The 18,251-nt window shown below is 60.1% G+C and carries 22 protein-coding genes and 2 pseudogenes; 14 read left to right on the top strand and 10 right to left on the bottom strand.

The window, feature by feature from the left end; all coding sequences use genetic code 11:
* Positions 1-78: 78 nt before the first annotated feature.
* Positions 79-600 carry a DMT family transporter gene (locus CAG33_RS05420; protein WP_085637267.1) on the bottom strand — a complete coding sequence of 174 codons (522 nt, stop codon included), beginning with the start codon at positions 598-600 and terminating at the stop codon, positions 79-81.
* Between the two features lie 79 nt (positions 601-679).
* Between CAG33_RS05420 and CAG33_RS05415 the strand changes: the two genes are divergently transcribed.
* From CAG33_RS05415 to CAG33_RS05380, 8 genes are all read left to right on the top strand, one after another.
* Complete coding sequence (locus CAG33_RS05415; protein WP_170929957.1) at positions 680-1,591, top strand: LysR family transcriptional regulator; 912 nt, start codon at positions 680-682, stop codon at positions 1,589-1,591.
* Positions 1,592-1,611: 20 nt separating this feature from the next.
* Complete coding sequence (locus CAG33_RS05410; RefSeq protein ID WP_085585211.1) at positions 1,612-2,346, top strand: hypothetical protein; 735 nt, start codon at positions 1,612-1,614, stop codon at positions 2,344-2,346.
* Between the two features lie 36 nt (positions 2,347-2,382).
* Positions 2,383-3,099 carry a hypothetical protein gene (locus tag CAG33_RS05405; RefSeq protein WP_085637261.1) on the top strand — a complete coding sequence of 239 codons (717 nt, stop codon included), beginning with the start codon at positions 2,383-2,385 and terminating at the stop codon, positions 3,097-3,099.
* A 4-nt stretch (positions 3,100-3,103) separates the two neighbouring features.
* On the top strand, positions 3,104-3,520 hold the full coding sequence (gene fos, locus CAG33_RS05400; protein ID WP_085585207.1) for a fosfomycin resistance glutathione transferase: 417 nt from the start codon (positions 3,104-3,106) through the stop codon (positions 3,518-3,520).
* A gap of 61 nt (positions 3,521-3,581) precedes the next feature.
* Positions 3,582-4,220, top strand: coding sequence for a LysE family translocator (locus CAG33_RS05395; protein ID WP_085585204.1), 639 nt, complete (start codon positions 3,582-3,584; stop codon positions 4,218-4,220).
* A gap of 79 nt (positions 4,221-4,299) precedes the next feature.
* Positions 4,300-5,649 (top strand): bifunctional diguanylate cyclase/phosphodiesterase, encoded by a 1,350-nt coding sequence (locus CAG33_RS05390; RefSeq protein ID WP_085585202.1) that lies wholly within the window; start codon positions 4,300-4,302, stop codon positions 5,647-5,649.
* Positions 5,650-5,765: 116 nt separating this feature from the next.
* Complete coding sequence (locus tag CAG33_RS05385) at positions 5,766-5,924, top strand: KGG domain-containing protein (RefSeq protein ID WP_085585200.1); 159 nt, start codon at positions 5,766-5,768, stop codon at positions 5,922-5,924.
* A 65-nt stretch (positions 5,925-5,989) separates the two neighbouring features.
* Complete coding sequence (locus tag CAG33_RS05380; RefSeq protein ID WP_085637258.1) at positions 5,990-6,493, top strand: DUF4142 domain-containing protein; 504 nt, start codon at positions 5,990-5,992, stop codon at positions 6,491-6,493.
* A 171-nt stretch (positions 6,494-6,664) separates the two neighbouring features.
* Here the strand turns inward: CAG33_RS05380 and CAG33_RS05375 are convergent, their stop codons facing one another.
* Positions 6,665-7,075: a low affinity iron permease family protein gene (locus CAG33_RS05375; protein WP_085585196.1), complete on the bottom strand. Its 411-nt coding sequence runs from the start codon at positions 7,073-7,075 to the stop codon at positions 6,665-6,667.
* A gap of 220 nt (positions 7,076-7,295) precedes the next feature.
* Between CAG33_RS05375 and CAG33_RS05370 the strand changes: the two genes are divergently transcribed.
* The 3 genes from CAG33_RS05370 (at position 7,296) to CAG33_RS05360 (ending at position 10,118) form a co-directional block, all read left to right on the top strand.
* Positions 7,296-8,381, top strand: a complete 1,086-nt coding sequence (locus CAG33_RS05370) for a type I restriction endonuclease (RefSeq protein ID WP_085585194.1) — start codon at positions 7,296-7,298, stop codon at positions 8,379-8,381.
* Positions 8,382-8,591: 210 nt separating this feature from the next.
* Entirely contained in the window at positions 8,592-9,362 is a 771-nt protein-coding gene (gene tam, locus CAG33_RS05365) for a trans-aconitate 2-methyltransferase (RefSeq protein ID WP_085637255.1), read from the top strand.
* Positions 9,363-9,749: 387 nt separating this feature from the next.
* Positions 9,750-10,118 carry a DUF6124 family protein gene (locus CAG33_RS05360; RefSeq protein ID WP_085585190.1) on the top strand — a complete coding sequence of 123 codons (369 nt, stop codon included), beginning with the start codon at positions 9,750-9,752 and terminating at the stop codon, positions 10,116-10,118.
* A 53-nt stretch (positions 10,119-10,171) separates the two neighbouring features.
* On the opposite strand, the gene CAG33_RS05355 is transcribed toward CAG33_RS05360, so the two are convergent.
* From CAG33_RS05355 to CAG33_RS05325, 7 genes are all read right to left on the bottom strand, one after another.
* Entirely contained in the window at positions 10,172-10,585 is a 414-nt protein-coding gene (locus CAG33_RS05355; protein ID WP_085585188.1) for a type II toxin-antitoxin system HicB family antitoxin, read from the bottom strand.
* A gap of 34 nt (positions 10,586-10,619) precedes the next feature.
* Positions 10,620-10,799, bottom strand: a complete 180-nt coding sequence (locus CAG33_RS05350; protein WP_007957952.1) for a type II toxin-antitoxin system HicA family toxin — start codon at positions 10,797-10,799, stop codon at positions 10,620-10,622.
* A 262-nt stretch (positions 10,800-11,061) separates the two neighbouring features.
* A complete protein-coding gene (locus CAG33_RS05345) occupies positions 11,062-12,321 on the bottom strand; it encodes a type II toxin-antitoxin system HipA family toxin (RefSeq protein ID WP_085637252.1) in 1,260 nt (419 codons plus the stop codon).
* Positions 12,314-12,631 (bottom strand): helix-turn-helix domain-containing protein, encoded by a 318-nt coding sequence (locus CAG33_RS05340; protein ID WP_085585184.1) that lies wholly within the window; start codon positions 12,629-12,631, stop codon positions 12,314-12,316. The genes CAG33_RS05345 and CAG33_RS05340 overlap by 8 nt, the downstream gene beginning before the upstream one ends.
* A gap of 660 nt (positions 12,632-13,291) precedes the next feature.
* Entirely contained in the window at positions 13,292-13,966 is a 675-nt protein-coding gene (locus CAG33_RS05335; protein WP_085637249.1) for an anti-sigma factor domain-containing protein, read from the bottom strand.
* Positions 13,963-14,598, bottom strand: a complete 636-nt coding sequence (locus CAG33_RS05330; protein ID WP_085637246.1) for a sigma-70 family RNA polymerase sigma factor — start codon at positions 14,596-14,598, stop codon at positions 13,963-13,965. Before CAG33_RS05330 ends, CAG33_RS05335 begins: the two co-directional genes overlap by 4 nt.
* Before the next feature lie 390 nt (positions 14,599-14,988).
* On the bottom strand, positions 14,989-15,549 hold the full coding sequence (locus tag CAG33_RS05325; protein WP_085637243.1) for a fasciclin domain-containing protein: 561 nt from the start codon (positions 15,547-15,549) through the stop codon (positions 14,989-14,991).
* 185 nt (positions 15,550-15,734) lie between these two features.
* On the opposite strand from CAG33_RS05325, the pseudogene CAG33_RS28990 reads away from it, so the two are divergent.
* A pseudogene (locus CAG33_RS28990) lies at positions 15,735-15,884 on the top strand (IS5/IS1182 family transposase); the annotation flags it as partial.
* 11 nt (positions 15,885-15,895) lie between these two features.
* On the opposite strand, the gene CAG33_RS05320 reads toward CAG33_RS28990, so the two are convergent.
* Positions 15,896-16,540, bottom strand: coding sequence for a TetR/AcrR family transcriptional regulator (locus CAG33_RS05320; protein ID WP_085637240.1), 645 nt, complete (start codon positions 16,538-16,540; stop codon positions 15,896-15,898).
* A 111-nt stretch (positions 16,541-16,651) separates the two neighbouring features.
* Between CAG33_RS05320 and CAG33_RS05315 the strand changes: the two genes are divergently transcribed.
* Positions 16,652-17,545, top strand: coding sequence for an NAD(P)/FAD-dependent oxidoreductase (locus CAG33_RS05315; RefSeq protein ID WP_085637237.1), 894 nt, complete (start codon positions 16,652-16,654; stop codon positions 17,543-17,545).
* 21 nt (positions 17,546-17,566) lie between these two features.
* Positions 17,567-18,023: pseudogene (locus CAG33_RS05310) on the top strand (isoprenylcysteine carboxylmethyltransferase family protein).
* Positions 18,024-18,251: the final 228 nt, after the last annotated feature.

Genomic DNA, 18,251 nt, shown 5'->3' with positions numbered 1-18,251 from the left:
CCGCTGGATGGCGGCAACGGCGATGCTCACTTCGGTTGCAGCACTTCAAACGTGCGGACAAGGGCCCAGTCGGAAACATTATTGCCCTCGCGTTGTTTGGCCGAAATCGTCCCGAGGCGCATCGTTGAGGCTTTTCGCCGGAGCGGCGCTGAACTGCATCAGCGCCACGCCGGCGATCAGCAGCAGGGCGGCCACCGCTCGTGCCGGCGTCACCTGCCGTTGGACGAGACCGAACAGCCCGAAGTGATCGAGCATCATCGACGAAACCACCTGCCCGGCCAGCGCCAGGGCCACAAAACCCGAGGCGCCGAGCCTGGGCAGCAGCACCACCGCCAGCCCGACGAAACACACCCCGAACGCCCCGCCGGTCCACATCCACAGCGGCGGCATTCCCGTCTGCGTCAGCGACGGCAGCGGCAGGCGCAGCGCGACGATCACCGGCAACAACACCAGCACGCTCACCACCAGCGACACCATCGTCGCCCACAGCGGGTGCCCCAGGCCCCGCGCCAGGTTGAAGTTCAACGCACTCTGAAACGGCACCACGGCGCCGGCGAGCGCCGCCAACAGCAACAGTCCAGCCCACTGCAAGGTTCCCATGGGTCTTTCTCCGGCAAGGTTTCGCTGGACTGTAGGGTATTCGTCGCGCAGATTTAAATTCCGTTTTGCTATTCGGAGCATGCATCGAATGAATGATCTGCGCCGCGTCGACCTCAACCTGCTGGTGATCCTCGACGCCTTGCTCATCGAGTGCCACGTGACCCGTGCCGCCGAGCGCCTGCACCTGAGCCAGCCGGCGGTCAGCCATGCGCTGGCCCGTCTGCGCGACCTCCTCGGCGATCCGCTGCTGGTGCGGGCCGGCGCCGGCCTGGCGCCCACGGCCAGGGCCCTTGAACTGGCGGCGCCGCTGGCCGAGACCCTGGCGCAGGTGCAGGCGCTGCTGGCGCCGAATGCCTTCGACCCTGCCAGCGCCCGGCGCACCTTCCGTGTCGCCATGTCCGACTACGGCGCGGCGATCATCCTGCCGGACCTGATCCGCACCCTGCGCCACGAAGCGCCGGGCATCGACCTGCAGATCTGCCACGCCAGCCGCGAAGGCATGCTCGAAGGCGTGCTCAACGGTGACATCGACGTCGCCGCCGGCGTCTTCCCCGACCTGCCCGGCGAACTGCGCTGCACGCCGTTGTTCGAAGAGCGCTACGCCTGCCTGCTCGACCGCCGAAGCCTGCCCGCCGACGGCGTGCTCGACCTGCCGACCTACCTGTCCCGTCCCCACGTCCTGCTGGAAATGCGCGGCAGCGGCACCCCGGAAATCGAACGCACCCTGACGGCCCTGCGCGAACGCCGCCGCGTCGCCGTCAGCCTGCCGCACTGGAGCGTCGCCCCGCAGTTGATCGCCGGCACCGACTTGATCCTGACTGTGGCTTCACGGGCGCTGGGCGGGATCGACCGCACATCGCTGGCCGTCGTGCCGCCGCCGTTCGAGATCGCGCCGTTCACCTTTGTGCTGGCGTGGCATGGGCGGCGGGGTGGGGATCAGGCGTTGAACTGGTTGAATCGGCGGATCGGGGAGGGGATAGTGCGCGGCTGATATTCATCAAGGAGCGGGACGTGACAGTGAAGTTGGGTTGGATCGGCTGCGTGGCGCTTAGCGGTGGGCTGATGGCAGGGACAGTGTTCGCGGACTGCGCGCCTGAACCGGTAACGGGATCGCTGGATTTTTCCGTTTGCAAGGCGTGGCCGGCCTACCCCGGTCTGACGCTCTCTGCCGTTTCAACGTTTGAGCCGGATCCGGTGTACGGCAAAAACGATCGGGTCGGAAGCTACGATTTGAGCTTGGCCGTGCTATCGACCGGTCGTTCTGAGCCGATTGCCACTTACCGTCAACCCGCTGCGTTCATGTCTGACGCCTTTGCGTTGAGTGCCGTTGATCTCGATACCGCCAGGTACAGGCTTACCCCTGAACTTCGCGCGTTTGGTGTCAGGGCCAGCTTCAAGGGCTCCTCCCGCGTCAATCCGATGGAAGAAACCTGGTTGACCCTGTATGTAAAGGAGGGTGACAAGTTGCGCCCGGTGCTGGATCGTCTCGTCGTCTCCGACTTCGGCGGTGAGTGGGACGGCAACTGTGCAGGTGAGCGTGCGGGTACGGTTCGCACCCTTGAAATCGGTCAGACCCGTTCTCACGGTTACGCCGACCTAATCGTGAAATCGGTCACCACAGGGCTTGTCGGTGAGGGCGAGCCGCAGACGTGCGAGTTGAAAACCACGACGGGCAAACCCGTCCTCACCACGCTTCGGTACGACGGGAAGTCCTATGTGCTGCCCGCAGGTTTCAAAGGCGTCTGACGGATGCCTGATACACGACTTTTTCAAGGAAGACCCATGCTGACTCCAACCCGACTTTTCATCGCCCTCGGCCTTTTGGCCATCACCGCCCAAGCCCAGGCCGCCTGCGAAACCAAGCCCTTCAACGGCCACTCCCTGTCCCGCTGCAAGATCTGGCCGGCGTTCGCGAATCAGGCGATTTCCGCCAAGTCCTCGTTCGTGCCGGATGCGGACGGCAGCCAGGACGGCGTGTTCGACCTGGAACTGTCAGTCGTCAACGCCTCCAGCCTCAAGCCGTTGGTCACCTACGTCAAACCCGGCGCCTTCAACTCCGATGCCATCAGTTTCGACGACCTCAAGATCGATACCGCCCGTTACCGCTTGGCGACGGATGTGCGGGCGTTCGGGCTGCGTTCCAGTTTCGGCCACAGCTCCCGGGCCAACCCCTACGAGAAAACCGATCTGGCGCTGTATGTCCGCGAGGGCGACAAGCTGCGGCCGGTGCTTGAGGGGCTGGTGGTCTACAAGAACAGCGGCGAGTGGATGGCCAATTGCGAAGGCGAGGGCAAGACGCTGCGCCGCACCCTTGAGGTCGGGCCGCAGACCCACCACGGGTTCTCCGACCTGATCGTGACCACCAAAGGCACGCAACTGAAGACCGTCAAGTCGGGCCAGGCGTGCGTGTCCAGCACCACGGAACTGGGCGCCACCCAAATCACCCTGAGCTACGACGGCCGGCAGTACACCGTCCCCGAAGACCTGCGAGGTTACTGAACCGATGCTCACCGGGCTCAATCATCTGACCCTTGCGGTCACCGACCTTGAGCGCAGCCTGGCGTTCTACCGTGATGTGCTGGGCCTGCGCGCCGAAGCCACCTGGGACGCCGGGGCCTACCTGTCGCTGCCGGGCCTGTGGTTGTGCCTGTCGCTGGATCCTGAGCGCAATCCCGAGCCCGCCGCCGACTACACCCATTACGCCTTCGGCCTCGACGAGGCCGATTTCCTGCCGTTCGTGCAAAGGCTCCGTGCCGCGAACGTGCGGGAATGGCGGGACAACCGCAGCGAAGGTGCGTCGTTCTACTTTCTCGACCCGGACGGCCACAAGCTCGAAGCCCATGTCGGCGACCTGGCTTCGCGGTTGGCCGCATGTCGGCAAAAGCCCTACGCGGGCATGCGTTTTTTCAACGAACCGTGAATATTCGCCGAACGCTGGGATAGACTGGCGGCCACGTTTTCCGGCGCTTGCAGGTTTTTCCATGACTTCATCGTTGCTGATGGCCGTGCTGGCCTCGGGATTCATCTACGGCATCACGCCTGGGCCTGGCGTGCTCGCGGTGTTCGGCATCGGCGCGGCCCGCGGGCGGCGGGCCGGGGCAGGGTTTCTGTGCGGGCACCTGCTGGGCGATGTGGTGTGGTGCAGCACCGCGCTGATCGCCATCGTCGGCGCCCGGGAAATCGGCAGCACGGCGTTCGACGTGCTCGGCGTGCTCAGCGGCCTGTACCTGTTCTGGCTCGGCTGGCGTGCGGTGCGGGCCCGGCGCAGCAACGGCGATCAGCCCCAGGGCGCGGCGCGCCAGCCGTTCTGGCACGGCATCCTGTTCGGCCTGACCAACCCCAAGGCCTACCCGGTGGCGGTGGCGACCTTCACCGCGCTGCTGTCGAGCCGCGCCGAGCTGCTCAACTGGTCGATGCTGCCGATGCTCATCGCCTTGAGTTTCCTGGGCGGCCTGCTGGCCTACGCTATCCTCATCGGCATCGTCGGCGCCCGTCAGGTGCGCACGCTGTATCAACGCCATGAGCTGGCGATCACCCGGCTGTGCGGGGTGATGTTCATCGGCTTCGCCGTCAACGCGCTGGTGCATGCGTTGCCGGGGCTGATGCCGAACAAGGCTTGAAACCGAACGCAAGGATGCGCAGTAGCCAGGTCAGGGACGGTTGATCAGTGCTGTATTGTCCGGACACCTACGCCGAACCATGGAAAGCCGAAACTCCGCGCCGCTGGCGAGCTACATCGATCTGTTGCTGGACGCCGTCTGCGCGGTGGATAAACAGGGCCGTTTCGTTTTTGTCAGCGCCGCCTGCGAGCAGATCCTGGGCTATCTGCCAGACGAACTGATCGGCCAGGCGATGATCGACTTCGTCCACCCGGCCGACCGCGAGCGCACCTTGGCGGCGGCCCGCGAGATCATGGGCGGCGAGCCCAAGCACAACTTCGAGAACCGCTACGTGCGCAAGGACGGCAGCGTGGTGCACATCCTGTGGTCGGCGCGCTGGTCGGAGGTCGACCAACTGCGCATCGCCGTGGCGCGGGACATCACCGAGCGCAAGCAGGCCGAGTCCCGGCAGGCGGCGCTCTATGCGATCTCCGAAGCGGCCCACGCGGCCGAAGATTTGCTGGCGCTGTTCAAGCGCATTCACCTGATCATCGGCGAGTGGCTGCCGGCGCTGAATTTTTCCGTGGCGCTGTATGACGAGCACTGCGCGCAGCTGAACTTTCCCTATCACGTCGTCGACGATGAACGTCAACCGGAGCAGCCCGGCACCGTGACCGGGCGCCTGTGCGCAGAGGTGATCCGCACCGGGCAGCCGATTCTGTTGACGCCCGACAGCGCCGACACGCCTGCGGGGTTCGAGGAACTGGTGGCCGGGCAACATGGCCCGTGCTGGCTGGGCGTGCCGCTGAACTCGAAGAACGGCACCATCGGCGCGCTGATCGTCAAGAGCTTACCCGGCGGCGAGCGCTACACCGAGCGGGACAAGGAACTGCTGCAATACGTCTGCGCGCAGATCGCCACGGCCATCGAGCGCCAGCAACTGCACGCCCGCCTGCGGCACATGGCGCAGTACGATCAGCTCACCCAACTGCCCAACCGAGAACTGCTGCGCGAGCGGCTCAAGGCCGCCCTGGCCTGTGCCCGGGAGCAGTCGGGGTACATGGCGCTGTTGTATGTCGATCTGGATCGCTTCAAACAGGTCAACGACTCGCTGGGCCATGCCGTCGGCGACATGCTCCTGCAGACCGTGGCCAACCGGCTCAAGGGCTGCGTGCGCGAGACCGACACGGTGGCGCGGATCGGCGGCGACGAGTTCATCGTGCTGCTGCACAGCGTCCACGCCGCCGACGATGCCGACGGCGTGGCGGAAAAGATCCGACACGTGCTGGTGCAACCCATGCGCCTGGACGGCCACAACCTGCACATCCAGCCGAGCATCGGCGTCGCCCGCTATCCCGAACACGGCAGCGAAGAACAGCAACTGTTCCGCCACGCCGACCAGGCCATGTACGCCGCCAAACGCTTGAACCACCGCGCCCTGGACAGTTGAACCGTGCTCGCCGTTCGTCGCGGCGCCGGCAACTTTTCTAAACCTTTGGCGGTCAGGAAATTCTCAACCTAGGCGGGCACCTGCTCGCCACGATCAACGCCAAGAGGTAGAGAATCATGCCTAATTCAAGAAACTCGAACTCGGGAAACTTCGCCAACGACCGGACCAAGGCGTCCGAGGCCGGCCGCAAAGGTGGGAAAACCACCACCACGACCGTCGACAAGGATCCGGGCAAGGCCGAAATGGGCCGCAAGCCGGCGCAGAAGTCGAAGTAGCCGTTTGATTGAGAGGCGGGGGCGCAAGCTCCCGCTTGAATGCTTCAGAGAAGGAGGGCACGACCATGAGCCGCAAGGCCAGCCGAGTCCGCGACATCAGTTTCTTCACCCTGCTGGCGCTGGGCGCCGGCAGCGCGTTCGCCCAGTCGCCCGCCGACTTCATCAACGATGCCTCGGCCAAGGGCATGGCCGACATCGAAGCCAGCCGCGTGGCGCACCAGAAGTCCGAATCCAAAGAGGTCAAGGACTACACCATCGTGGTCATCAACGACCGCACCACCGCCAACCAACACCTGGCGAAGATCGCCAAGAAACTCGACTTGCCGGTGGCGTCCCACGACGACATGGCCGACAAGGCCAAGACGCTGATGCCCGAAGCCCTGGAGGGCGAGACCTTCGACCAGGCCTACGCCGCCAGTCAGGTCAAGGCGACGGAGGAGGCCATCCAGCAGATCGAGCAGGAAGCGCAGACCACTGACGTGCCTGAGATCAAGGCCTTCGCCGCCGAGACCCTGCCCAAACTGCAGAACCACCTGGAAATGGCCAGGGCCCTGCAGGCCAGCCGCTGACGGCCACCACGCAATCCCCACGCAATCCCACTGTGGCGAGGGAGCTTGCTCCCGCGGGCCTGCGCAGCAGGCCCAAACAGTCCAGACGCCAGCTCCCTGTGGCGAGGGAGTTCGCTCCCGTTGGCCTGCGCAGCAGGCCCCTCCGTCACTCGCGCAGCAAACACCGCCACCTCAACAATCGTTCAGATCCTGCTTCGGCTTGCTCTTGTCCCCCAACCCCTCCAGGTTGAACACCTCGTTCTCACCCAGCGACCGGTAATGCTTGCGCAACGCCTCCAACTGCTTCAGGTCCAGCGACTCCAACCCGAGCATCGCGTTCTGCGCCTCCTTCGTGACCCGCAGCAACTCGTCCAGCTTCAGGTGCAGGATGTCTGTGTCGCGGTTCTGGGTGTTTTGGATCAGGAACACCATCAGGAACGTGATGATGGTGGTCGAGGTGTTGATGATCAGTTGCCAGGTGTCGTTGTAACCGAACAACGGCCCGCTCAACCCCCACAGCCCGATCAGGATCAATGCGCCCATGAACGTCTTGGGGCTGCCCGCCCACAGGGCGAGGGTCTGGGAAATCTTGGCGAATTTCATGGCGGTGATCCTATCGCGGGGGGATTGAAATTCAGACATCGGTGGTGAGATGAAAATTCTCTTGGGCCGCGTCTGTGCCCGCCCGGAAGGATTTCTGTATCGGCTGACAAACGCCGTTTGTGGAGGACACTTTCCTTGTGTCGGTTTGCGGCTAGGCTCAAGGGGTAGTCAATTTGCCAGTACGCAAATGCACGGATAGAAACCTAGCTAGGGGACACACATGGAATTCTTCGAAAAATTAGTCAGCCTTGCCGCAAAGGTTCGGTTGCAAAGCGCAGCCATCCAGACAGAGGAGGCTACGAAAAACGCGTTTGTCATGCCCTTCATCAGCACCGTGCTGGGCTACGACGTGTTCGATCCGACAGAAGTGATGCCAGAGTTTGTCTGCGACATTGGTACGAAGAAGGGAGAGAAAATCGACTACGCCATCATGAAAGAAGGTGAGGTTCAGATTCTCATCGAATGCAAGAAAATAGGAGAGCCACTGCATATCAATCATGCTTCCCAATTGTTTCGATATTTTCATGTCACCAGTGCCCGTATTTCCATTCTTACCAATGGTCAGATCTACAAGTTCTTCACGGATCTTGATGCACCCAACAAGATGGATGAGAAGCCATTCCTCGAGTTGGATTTGCTGGATATCGATGAGTATTCGGTTCCGGAACTGATCAAGCTTACCAAGTCTGCTTTCGACGTCGACTCGATCATCAATGCAGCCGGTGAACTGAAGTATGTCAGTCAGATCAAGAAGGTTATTGCTTCACAAGTCAGTCAGCCGGATGACGATTTTGTAAAAGTTTTCGCATCCCGTGTTTACGATGGTGTGATTACACAAAAAGTGCGGGATCAGTTCTTCGAACTGACGAAAAAGGCAGTGGGGCAGTTTCTCAACGATCAAATCAACGATCGACTCAAATCTGCCATGAGCGGTGCTCTTCAACCGACATTGGCATCCATCCCGACGGCATCAAACGGCGCGGATCCTGCTGAACCTAGGGAGGATTCGGATGACAAAATTCTGACCACATTAGAGGAACTGGAGGGGTACCACATTGTTCGTGCGGTCGTACGTTCAGTCGTCGATGCCAAACGTATTGTCCAGCGTGATACTCAGAGTTATTTCGGGATCCTGTTGGACGACAACAACCGTAAGCCGATCTGTCGCCTGCATTTCAATCGTTCACAGAAATACATTGGGATCTTTGACGAAGAGAAAAATGAAACACGTCACCCCATAAACTCGGTGGACGATATTTACGAGTATTCGGATCATCTCAAAAAAACGGTGGGCTACTACAAGTGATTCAGTTCACAAGAAGACCGGCCTACATGGCCGGTTCTTTGTGGGAGTCAATCAGCTGGATATCACCCTGTGGTCGATTGCTGGCGTTCAATGCGGCGAGAGCAGGCTGGCATTCCCCAGACACGGATTGCAACGTGTCGCTCTGGAGCTGAGCGCAAGGGAGGCGGTATCGTAGCGAACCGCTGCAATGCCCACCGACAGGAGTACGCAATGAGTTGGTCCGCCAAGCAATACGTCGCTTTTGAAGATGAACGCACCCGTCCGGCCCGTGACCTGCTGGCGGCGATCCCCACGCCGGAGGCGCGCACGGTGGTCGACATCGGTTGCGGCCCCGGCAATTCCACCGAGCTGCTGGTGCCGCGCTTCCCGGGGGCGCAGGTGCGCGGGCTGGACAGTTCGCCGGACATGATCGAGGCCGCGCGCAAGCGCCTGCCGCAGTTGCGGTTCGATGTGTCGGACATCGATGCGTGGGCCGATGAGGACCCGTTCGATGTGATCTTCGCCAACGCGGTGTTGCAGTGGGTGCCCGACCACGCGACGCTGCTGCCGGCGCTGGCGGGCAAGCTTGCGCCCGGCGGCAGCCTGGCGATCCAGATGCCGGACAACCTCAACGAACCCTCCCACCGGCTGATGCGCGAAGTCGCCGCCAACGGGCCGTGGGCCGGCAAACTGGCGGGCGCCGCCGGGCAGCGCACCGAAATGGCGGATGCCAGCGGTTACTTCTCGATGCTGCGGCCGCACTGTTCACGGGTCGATGTGTGGCGTACCACCTATCACCATCCGTTGCCGGGCGGGGCGGCGGGGGTGGTGGAGTGGTTCAAGGGCAGCGGCCTGATTCCGTTCCTCAACCCCCTCACGGAAGCGGAGCGGGCGCAGTACCTGGAGCAGTATCTGGCGGCCGTGGCCCAGGCTTATCCGGCGTTGCCTGACGGTTCGGTGCTGCTGCCGTTCCCGCGGCTGTTCATCGTCGCGACGCGCTGAGCAAGCGGTGGTGGGCGCCCTCGGGCGCCGGGCGGGAGCTCTCTGCAGGCGATGGTTTGATCCGGGATGTTTAATCCCTGTTCATGATTTGCTGAACCTTCCCACATGGTTTTCAGGTTGTCCGTCGGAAGTCGGCTCTTTAGCCTGAGTGGGTCGCTGACGAATCAGCGGCCGGGATTGGAACCCCGAGGATAATTGGAAGAAAAAGCACCTTTCGTGACGTATGCTTGCGCACCTTTTGTGTGAGCACTCCGTTATGGCGGCTGTGCGCGGGAGACCTTCGGGTCTGCCGGGTTTTCCGTTTCCCCGGGTTCCAACCTGCGCACAGCTGCCACCCTTCGCGTGGAACCGAATGGTCAGCTATCACGTAATAAACGGGATAACACCATGAAAAAACCAACACCGAACCCGCCCGAAATCCCCACCGATCCAACTTCCCCCTACACCTCGATCGACTCGCGAAAACTTCACGAAGCCGCAGAACGCGCGCTCGACCATTACCTGAATCCGGCCGCCGGGATCATGGCCACGTCCCTTGACGCCGAACCCATGTACCTCCCCAACCCCGTCTACGACACCGAATCCCTGCTGGCCAACGCTAGCGAGAACCTCGGCTCTGCCTCGGAAATGCTCAACAACTTCGCCGCCGTGCTGGACGCCGGCCACCGCCGCACCGCGCTGGGCATTGCGCAACTGGTGGCGCTGGGGGAAGCGGCGGTGAACCAGGCGTTGGATAACGTCGAACCGAAGGGGTGACGGCCCGTTGGGCAGGCACAAAAAAACCGGTCATCGCGACCGGTTTTTCTCTTTCAGTTGCCGCTCTGCTGCAGCACCTTCAGCGCCGCCGACGCCAGAAACCCCGAGCGGCTCTTCTCCTCGGGATGATGCAGCACGTACTCATCGATCCGGTTGAGCAGGTACCCCGGCAGCGTGATGTTGAGTTTCTGGGCCTTGCCCAGGTACTTGGTCACATCGATGTCCACGACCGCCCAGGTGCAGCCCGCGTACTTGGGATTGGCGGCGTGCAGCGTGACCTTGTTGGCCGGCGGGATGGGCGAACCGTCCTCCGCCAGAATTTCGAAATGGCCTTCAATGGCTTCACGGGCCATGGCCATCGCATCGTCCAGGTCGTCGCCGGCGGAGAAGCACCCCGGAATGTCCGGCACTTCCACGCCCCAAGCCTGTTCGTCATCGCCCACCGAAATCGCGATCGGGTAAAGCATGTTCGTTGTCCTCCATGGCGACTGGCCTTGCGGGTCAAAGCAGCGCCTGTTGCAGAATGCTGATGGCCGTCTTCTTGAGCAGATCCTTCTTCGGATGCGGCACCGTCACCAGCCCGGGTTTGGTCGGGTGCTTGAAGTGATGATGGCTGCCGCGGACCCGCACCAGATACCAACCGTCCGCGACGAGTTGGCCGATTAGAAAACGGCTGTTCACAACACCTCCTTGTGGTGTGCTTGGTGGTTACTATACCTACGGGTTTTTTATGATCAACACCATAACCACCAGGCGGTGGCTCGCTCAGTGACAAACGGTGGCGTCGATCAGTCTAGGCAGCGGTGAAACCGAGGCGAGAGGAGTGTGTTGCATGCCGTTGCGATCGGATGCCCGCCCACGAAACAGAGAATTCCAGACACAAAAAACCGGCCTTATAGGCCGGTTTTTTTACATCCCCGTTCGCTTGCTGGCGACGCTGGCCTCAGCGAAGCAGGGCAATGTTTTCGTCGATCCGATCCTGAATGACCTGCAGCGTGTCCCGGGTGATCACACCGGGGTATCCATGCTCGGCCATGGCCGCGAACTGGCTGGCCACGTTGCACATCCGGTCAATGATGTCGCCTGCCGCGCCTGCCGGGATCTCGGCTTCCTCAGCGAGCCTGAGCAGGGATTTCCGGTCGATCTCCAGTGCCTCGCCCATCACATCCATTTGATGGTATCCGCCGGGGCCTTCGCAGAAGGTCACGTCGTAGGCCGGTGCCAATGTCCATTGACCCGAAGGTGACATCAGGTAGGCAAAGTTCTTGGGGTGATCGTCCCGGTTGTTGAACACAACGTTGAAGGCTGCACGTTCGAACGCCAGCGCCTTTTCCCGAATGTCATTGGTGCAGCGATGGGTCGCCCGCAGGAAACTGACGTAATCCAGCGTGCCTGCGGTCTGGAAATCGGCTCCGGTGAAGGCCGCAAGACTTTGCATGGGCACACGGAGCTCGCCTTGTCGGTCAAAGCGCCGGGTGGCGAAGGCTGCCAGTCCGTTCGGCAGGCTGAAGTACTGGGTGTCGGGTGTGCGGATGCCGCATTTGCGCAAGCATTCGGCGTAGACCATTTCGATGGCACAGACTTCGGGGTGTTCTTGCCTGGCCGGAAACTTGACCAACCAAGCCTCGAAGCCCGGCGTGGCAATCGTCGTAAAGGCTAGTGTCAGAGGATCGCGATAGACCAAGGCCTTCGGCCTGGCGCCTTGGGGAGAGCCGCCGACCAGCAGCAGCCTCTCCAGGAATTCGCCGCCTTCGCCGTTGAGCACGTCCTGTACCTCGGCCGCGAGCAGGTCGAGTGGAATGTGTTCTTGCGGCTCCAGCCCTTCGGGCGCCACGGGCTTGAAGGACATCGCGCCCATGGCGTTGTTGCCGATGTAGGCCAGCCGCTCCAGCGGCCTGATGCGAGCCGGGTTCAGACGGCGGCGCTTGAAGAGACGATCCATCAGCAGCATGCCCCATCCGTCGGGCAATGAATCGTAGACCGGGCCTGGAAGCCCCAACTGATGGCGCGGGAAGTCGCGGCTTAGCTTGGGGCCTTCCAAGGGAAGCTTGAGGGAGGACAGCTCCAGCCCTTTGCGCTTCGCTTCGTCGCTGTACTCGAACACGATCAACGGGCGCCCCGTGAGGGCCGTCGTGGAAACCAGCGTGCCCCACTGCCAGTGCTCGCCCCAGCCGTCGTAGTAGACATCGACTTGCTCAAGCATCGCCGGACTTCCTCCTGACACGATGACGCGTGGAGCTGTTTTCGTAGCGAAGGATATCGTCCAGGCTGTCCAGCTTCGGCATGAACAGGTTTTCGAGCTCGTGGGCGCGCCCGAGCACCATGGCCACGCGAATCACGTTTTCAAACCCGACATTGCGCCCGGATTCCAGATTGGACACGGTGTTGGTGCCGATGCCGGCGCGCGCCGCCACTTCGGCCTGCGTCATTTGCCGGGCCAACCGTTCGGTGCGAAGACGTTCGCAGAGCCGTTTGACGATTTCACTGGGGGTGCTGAGGCTTAATTCCAGCATGATGGGCCTAAGGCGGGACTGAGTGCGTGGGTGCTCAAAAGTATAGAGTTGGCCTTGGCTTTGTCAAAGCACACAATTCCAATATTTTGCTGATTAACTATCGGTTTTCGGCTTAAGACGTTGTTTTATGGATTTATCATTCAGGTGAGCTGATGCTTTGCATGAATGGGATGCCAGATTCCAGACACAAAAAAAACGGCCCTATAGGCCGGTTTTTTTCATCCCCGTCAAACGACGCAGGACTGAAATCTGATTGGAGCGGGTCAAGGGATGATCAGTGGGCATCCAACGAACTGGTTATCAATGGATTAACTGGCCACCGGGACGGTGGCTGTGCCGCAGTGTGTACCAGGATGGGAAGTGGATCAAGTGCCGTTGACTCGCTTGGCGTGCACATGAGATCTCCCGCGTTGAGCGTGCGTGGAGGTGAGGGCTCTGTTCGCGGGCTAGAACTGTACTGATCTACCCCATGACCCGGATGTCGCCGGAGGTTGATTATTCGCTGAGACCGTCAAAGGTTTCTTACTCGTGAAGGGCAGCTAACGGCCAGAAGCTGCCGTTTTTGTTCATCAGTTCGTTGTGCTGACTTCGGATTCTGAATTACCGACAAGTTAGGCGCTTTATTCACGAAAAAAAGACGAAAGACTGCCGCCCTCAGAGTTACAGTGCCGTGAGCACGCCCTGATACAGCACCGGACCAGTCGGGCGCCCTGTCGGCGATCCGCCCTCGGGTTCGAGACTGATGGCCAAAGTAATGGACTCACCAATAAGCGCTTTCTGCGCACTGCCCAACTTGATCTCTCCGTCTCCGCCTGGGGGCACTACTCCGAGCGAAACAGGCTTACCATCTGAAGGAATAACCCACATTTCCAAGCTGCGATTCTTTTCAATCTTTGCCAAAGCCAGTGTTTTGATTTTTAGATAATTCTCGTGCGCTTCAATGCTCATCCACGACTGTGCATCGGCACTCCGCAACGTGGCGCCGTAGCGCACCTCGTCATGGTTATAGATAACGCCCAGCGCTATTGCTGCTACCAGCGAACATGCTGCAATCGTCACCCGCAGCCAGCTCCTGAATGGTCGAGTCACAGGGAGCTGCGGTGTTTGCGGATCTATGCGCGCCTTGATTTCGCGCCATACACGATCTGGTACAGGTTGTTCAGTCAGAGGTTCGGTAAGACTCATGAGGCTGTCCTGCCATTGCGCAAGTTCCGCGCGAAGTTCCGAGTCTTCGAGCAACAGCTGCTCAAAGCGCCGGCACGCGGTTGGTGGCATTAAACCGATCGCATAGTCGGCAGCAAGCGCACGACGCAGACTTGGAGTTTGGTAGTTCATGATTCAAGGCACCTGCGTAAACGCTCCATGCCTCGGCGGATCCAAGACTTTACCGACCCAAGCGGTGCCGACAGTTGCTCGGCCAACTCTGAACAGGAAAGTCCCTCAAAATAAGCAATGGTGATTGATTGGCGTTGCATACCTTCGAGCCTATCTAGGCACCGATTCAATGAAGCAGTCTCACGGAAGCTGTTCAACTGATCATGTGCCGAGGGGCTTTCGTCGATCAGCATCTGCACGTCGAGATCGTTCAGCGGACGTTCGCGATGCTTTCGCAATTGGTCGATGGCCTGGTTTCGCGTGATGTTGATCATCCAGGTCATCGGCGCCGACAGGTGCGATTGGTAGCGTGAAGCATTGTTCCAGATACGCACAAAACTTTCCTGCAGCACCTCTTCAGCCAGATCAGAGCGTCCCATGAACCGCAGAGCGACGCCATGCAGACGCGGACTCACGCTACGATACAGCGCTTCAAAAGCATATCGGTCTCCCAAGGAACACTGGGCGAGAAGGTGTTTGAGTTGATCAGTGTCGGCGATGGGAATAGCCTTTCTCCAAACGATTGAGTCGTGAGGTGCTAAACGTCGATTGCAGCCAGAGGTTAGTCTACGGCCCGCGGTTGTTCCATTCACGGGTGTGCTTCCTAGGAGAACTCGCCAGTCCTGCTGAGATCGACCGGGGACGTCGTTTCACTTTTCGGCATCAGCACCTTTTCTATGATCTCGAGCTTCTGATACTGGCGTAACGCTGATTAAAGAAAGTTACTGCTGTGAATACGACTCCCACAGCAAATGAGCAGATTCCGTAGTATCCGTCAAACTTGAGCCCCCACATGATCAACAGACCCAGTGCGCAGAAGATGCACAGTATCTGGGTGTTGTAGACGATTTCGGCAGTTGAAATAACCCGGATAACCTTCCCTCCGGAGACACCTGATCCTGCTCACTGTTGGATAGCTGAGCAAGATCAGTGTCCTTCACCAGAAATCGAACCGCTCTCTATGGGCCGCGAGCTCACATCATCTACTTCGGCATCAAAACTGTATCGACTACGTGTATCACACCATTAGCCTGCATGACGTCCGCAATGGTGACGGCTGCTTTACCGCCCTTGGCATCCTCCACCCACAATTTGCCATCGTGCATCCAGACCGTGAGAGCCTCACCTTGAACAGTCGTCAGCATGACCTTGCCACCATGCATTTTGGCGTCATCCATCAGTTGTTTGGCAGTATGAGTACCGGCCACCACATGGTAAGTGAGAACCTTAGTCAGATCGGCTTTGTGCTCAGGTTTGACCAGCGTGTCGACTGTTCCAGCGGGTAACTTGGCGAACGCTTCGTTGGTTGGGGCAAAGACGGTAAACGGTCCTTTGCTGTTTAGTGTGTCGACCAAGCCGGCGGCTTTGACCGCTGCAACAAGCGTCGTATGATCTTTAGAGTTTACTGCGTTCTCTACGATGGTCTTATTTGGATACATGGCAGCGCCGCCAACCATCACTGTATCCGCAGCAAAGCTAAATCCGGTGTTGAAGCACAGAAGGGTAAAGCAGGCAATCGCAAACCGTTTGATGAGCGTGTGCATGATGCGTCTCCTGGATTATTTGACCCTTCGTATGAGGGGTGACAGATTTACGAAGGAGACTCCGAACTGGATGCACTCTTATGGAAATAAATTTTTAGTCGCTTCGAATGGAGTCTGGTTTGATAGGCACCAGTGAGCGACAGCTTCTAGCCGCCAGCGGTTGCTCCACAGCGTCCGCTTTTGGCCGAAAGCGGTCTGCCTGGTACAGCAGCTTTCGGCCAATGGGCTACGATGCTGAGCACTTGCGCCAGTACTGCGACGGTTATCAGACGCAGCCCGTGTTCCCGCTGCGACCCCTAGTGCGCAAACCCAAGACTAGGCCAAGCTGCCCCCGGAGCGATTAAGACTATCCCCTCGCATGGTCGCTGCGACCATGCGCGGCGATGAACATTGCGACGGCCGACTGGCAATAGGATTCGATTTCGTCCTCTGCTCTCGTCAAATCGAAGCGGGCAATCATCAGTAGATCGGATCCTTTGAAGAGCGCAGCAAACAAGCGCGCGGCTTGGTGGGGATCGGGCACGTTGAGAAGCGCCTTCGCGTGGAGTTGGCGCAACAGGGCCTCGATGTCGGCGATGACATGGGCGGCGCCGGCTTCGTAGTGGCGCTTGCTCAAAGCATTTTGGCTCGTTTTATCGGCCATAACCATGGCTTCAATACTGCTGACGTCTGGTCTCAACAGCGTGCGCAGTAGTGATGCTCCCACCGCCATAAGTTGGTCTTCGACCGAGCCTTCAGCACCTTCCAGCAGGGCCTGTGGTGCAAACGACCGCTGGCAGCCGGCCGCGATGGCTGCGCTGAACAGCGCTTCCTTGTTCTCGAAGCGGCTGTAGATGCTGAGCTTGGATATCTTCGCCCGCTGGGCGACCTTGTCCAACGTCGTCGCTTGAAAACCCAATTCCACAAAAAGCTCGCTCGCGGCGTCGAGTATCGTTTGGGCCAGCGCCTCGTTGGTGGGTCGGCCGCGCCGGCCCTGAATGGTTTCAGTCATAGTATTAGTACTTTTCAGTATCTTAATTTAAGGTATACGATACCATTCAGTATCTTAAACTTGCAATCCAAAGGCTAGGTTACAACCGGCCCTTCAGCGGAGCCCATCACCATGAATGACGTCATCATCATCGGCGGAAGTTTTGCCGGTCTCGCCGCCGCTTTGCAGCTCGGCCGTGCCCGTCGCAAGGTCATCGTTCTCGATACCAGCCGGCCGCGTAACCGCTTTGCCGGCCATTCGCATGGTCTGCTCGGTCACGATCACACGCCGCCGCTGGACATATTAGCTGCGGCGAGACAGCAGCTGGCGCGCTATCCAACGGTCAGGTTGGTTATTGCCCGGGCGGAGAGAATTTCTGGTGTAATCGACGATTTCTGCGTTGTCACTGACGATCACGAAAGCCTAAGGGCCCGGCGCGTGATCCTGAGTTATGGCGTCGCCGACCAGATGCCTGATGTTCCAGGCTATGCCGAGAGTTGGGGCACATCCATCGTTCCCTGCCCCTATTGCGACGGCTTTGAAGCCGCCGGCCAGCATTGGGGCCTCGTGTGGTCCGGCCCGCAATCGCACAACCAGGTCAAGCTGTTTCTCGATTGGACCGACAGGTTGACTGTCTTTGCCAATGGTCATGACATTGCGCCTGATATCCAGTCCGATCTGGCGCACCGCAACATACCTGTCGTCGAGGGGCGGATCGTCGAGATCGCCCATCACCAGGGGCATATCGCCACGGTCAATCTCGACACCGGCTCCACTGTCGCGGTCGACATCCTGTTTGCTCATCCGCGCAACAAGCCGTCCGCAAACCTGCATGAATCGCTGGGCCTTGCCACGATGGATACGCCCACCGGCATCGTGCTCAAGGTCGACGAGCGTCGCCAAACCAGCACGCCCGGCATCTACGCCGCCGGCGATCTCACCACGCCCATATTGCCTTCGGTCACCCAGGCATCATCGCAGGGCGCGATGGCGGGCATTTTCGCCCAGCAGTCGATGCTGGTTTGAGCGCATAGAGAGGAGATGAACATGGCCGTCGAACCGGACAGCGCGGGTGTGCGCTTCCCTCCGCCCTTCATCTATCTGGGAGCGCTACTGTTGGGGCTGGCGGCAGAGCGATTCGTCGCCCTGCGTTTTTTCGGCATCGACCGGTGGTGGCTGGTCGTGACGGGCGCGCTGCTATTCGCTGCCGGCGCGGCGACAATGCTTGCGGCGGCGGGACTCCGGCGCCTGGGCACCCATGTTCCGCCGTCGCGACCAACGTCCCGGTCCTTATCGGTGGACCCGCAATCCGATGTATCTCGGCATGGCGCTTGTCTATGCCGGCATCGCGGTCGGCTTCGAGGGAGCGATCGCCCTGGCTTTGCTTCCGTTGGTGCTGATCGTGATCCAGAGGCACGTGATTGCTCGCGAGGAGCGCTATCTCGAAGCGAAGTTCGGCGACGAATACCGACGCTACAAGGCCGAGGTTCGCCGCTGGCTCTGACTATCCGCAGCTGCCGCCTGCGGGATTTTCTGACAAACAACACCGTTTTTACTGCCGCGGCTACTGAATGGGCCCTGATTTCGTAAGTAACCAAGGGCCGCTTCTGGCCGGAACCAGTCGTTCCTGAACGTCTGCTTTTGGCCGAAAGCAGACGCTGGTTCGATCCGAAGATGGTTTGTGCCCTGCCTAGCCTTTGCCGATTTTTGAAGGACAAATATAGAAGTATCT

The sequence above is a fragment of the Pseudomonas sp. B3(2017) genome (assembly GCF_002113595.1).
GTDB classification, from domain to species: domain Bacteria; phylum Pseudomonadota; class Gammaproteobacteria; order Pseudomonadales; family Pseudomonadaceae; genus Aquipseudomonas; species Aquipseudomonas ekonensis.
This window is presented reverse-complemented; position numbering and strand designations above follow the sequence as displayed.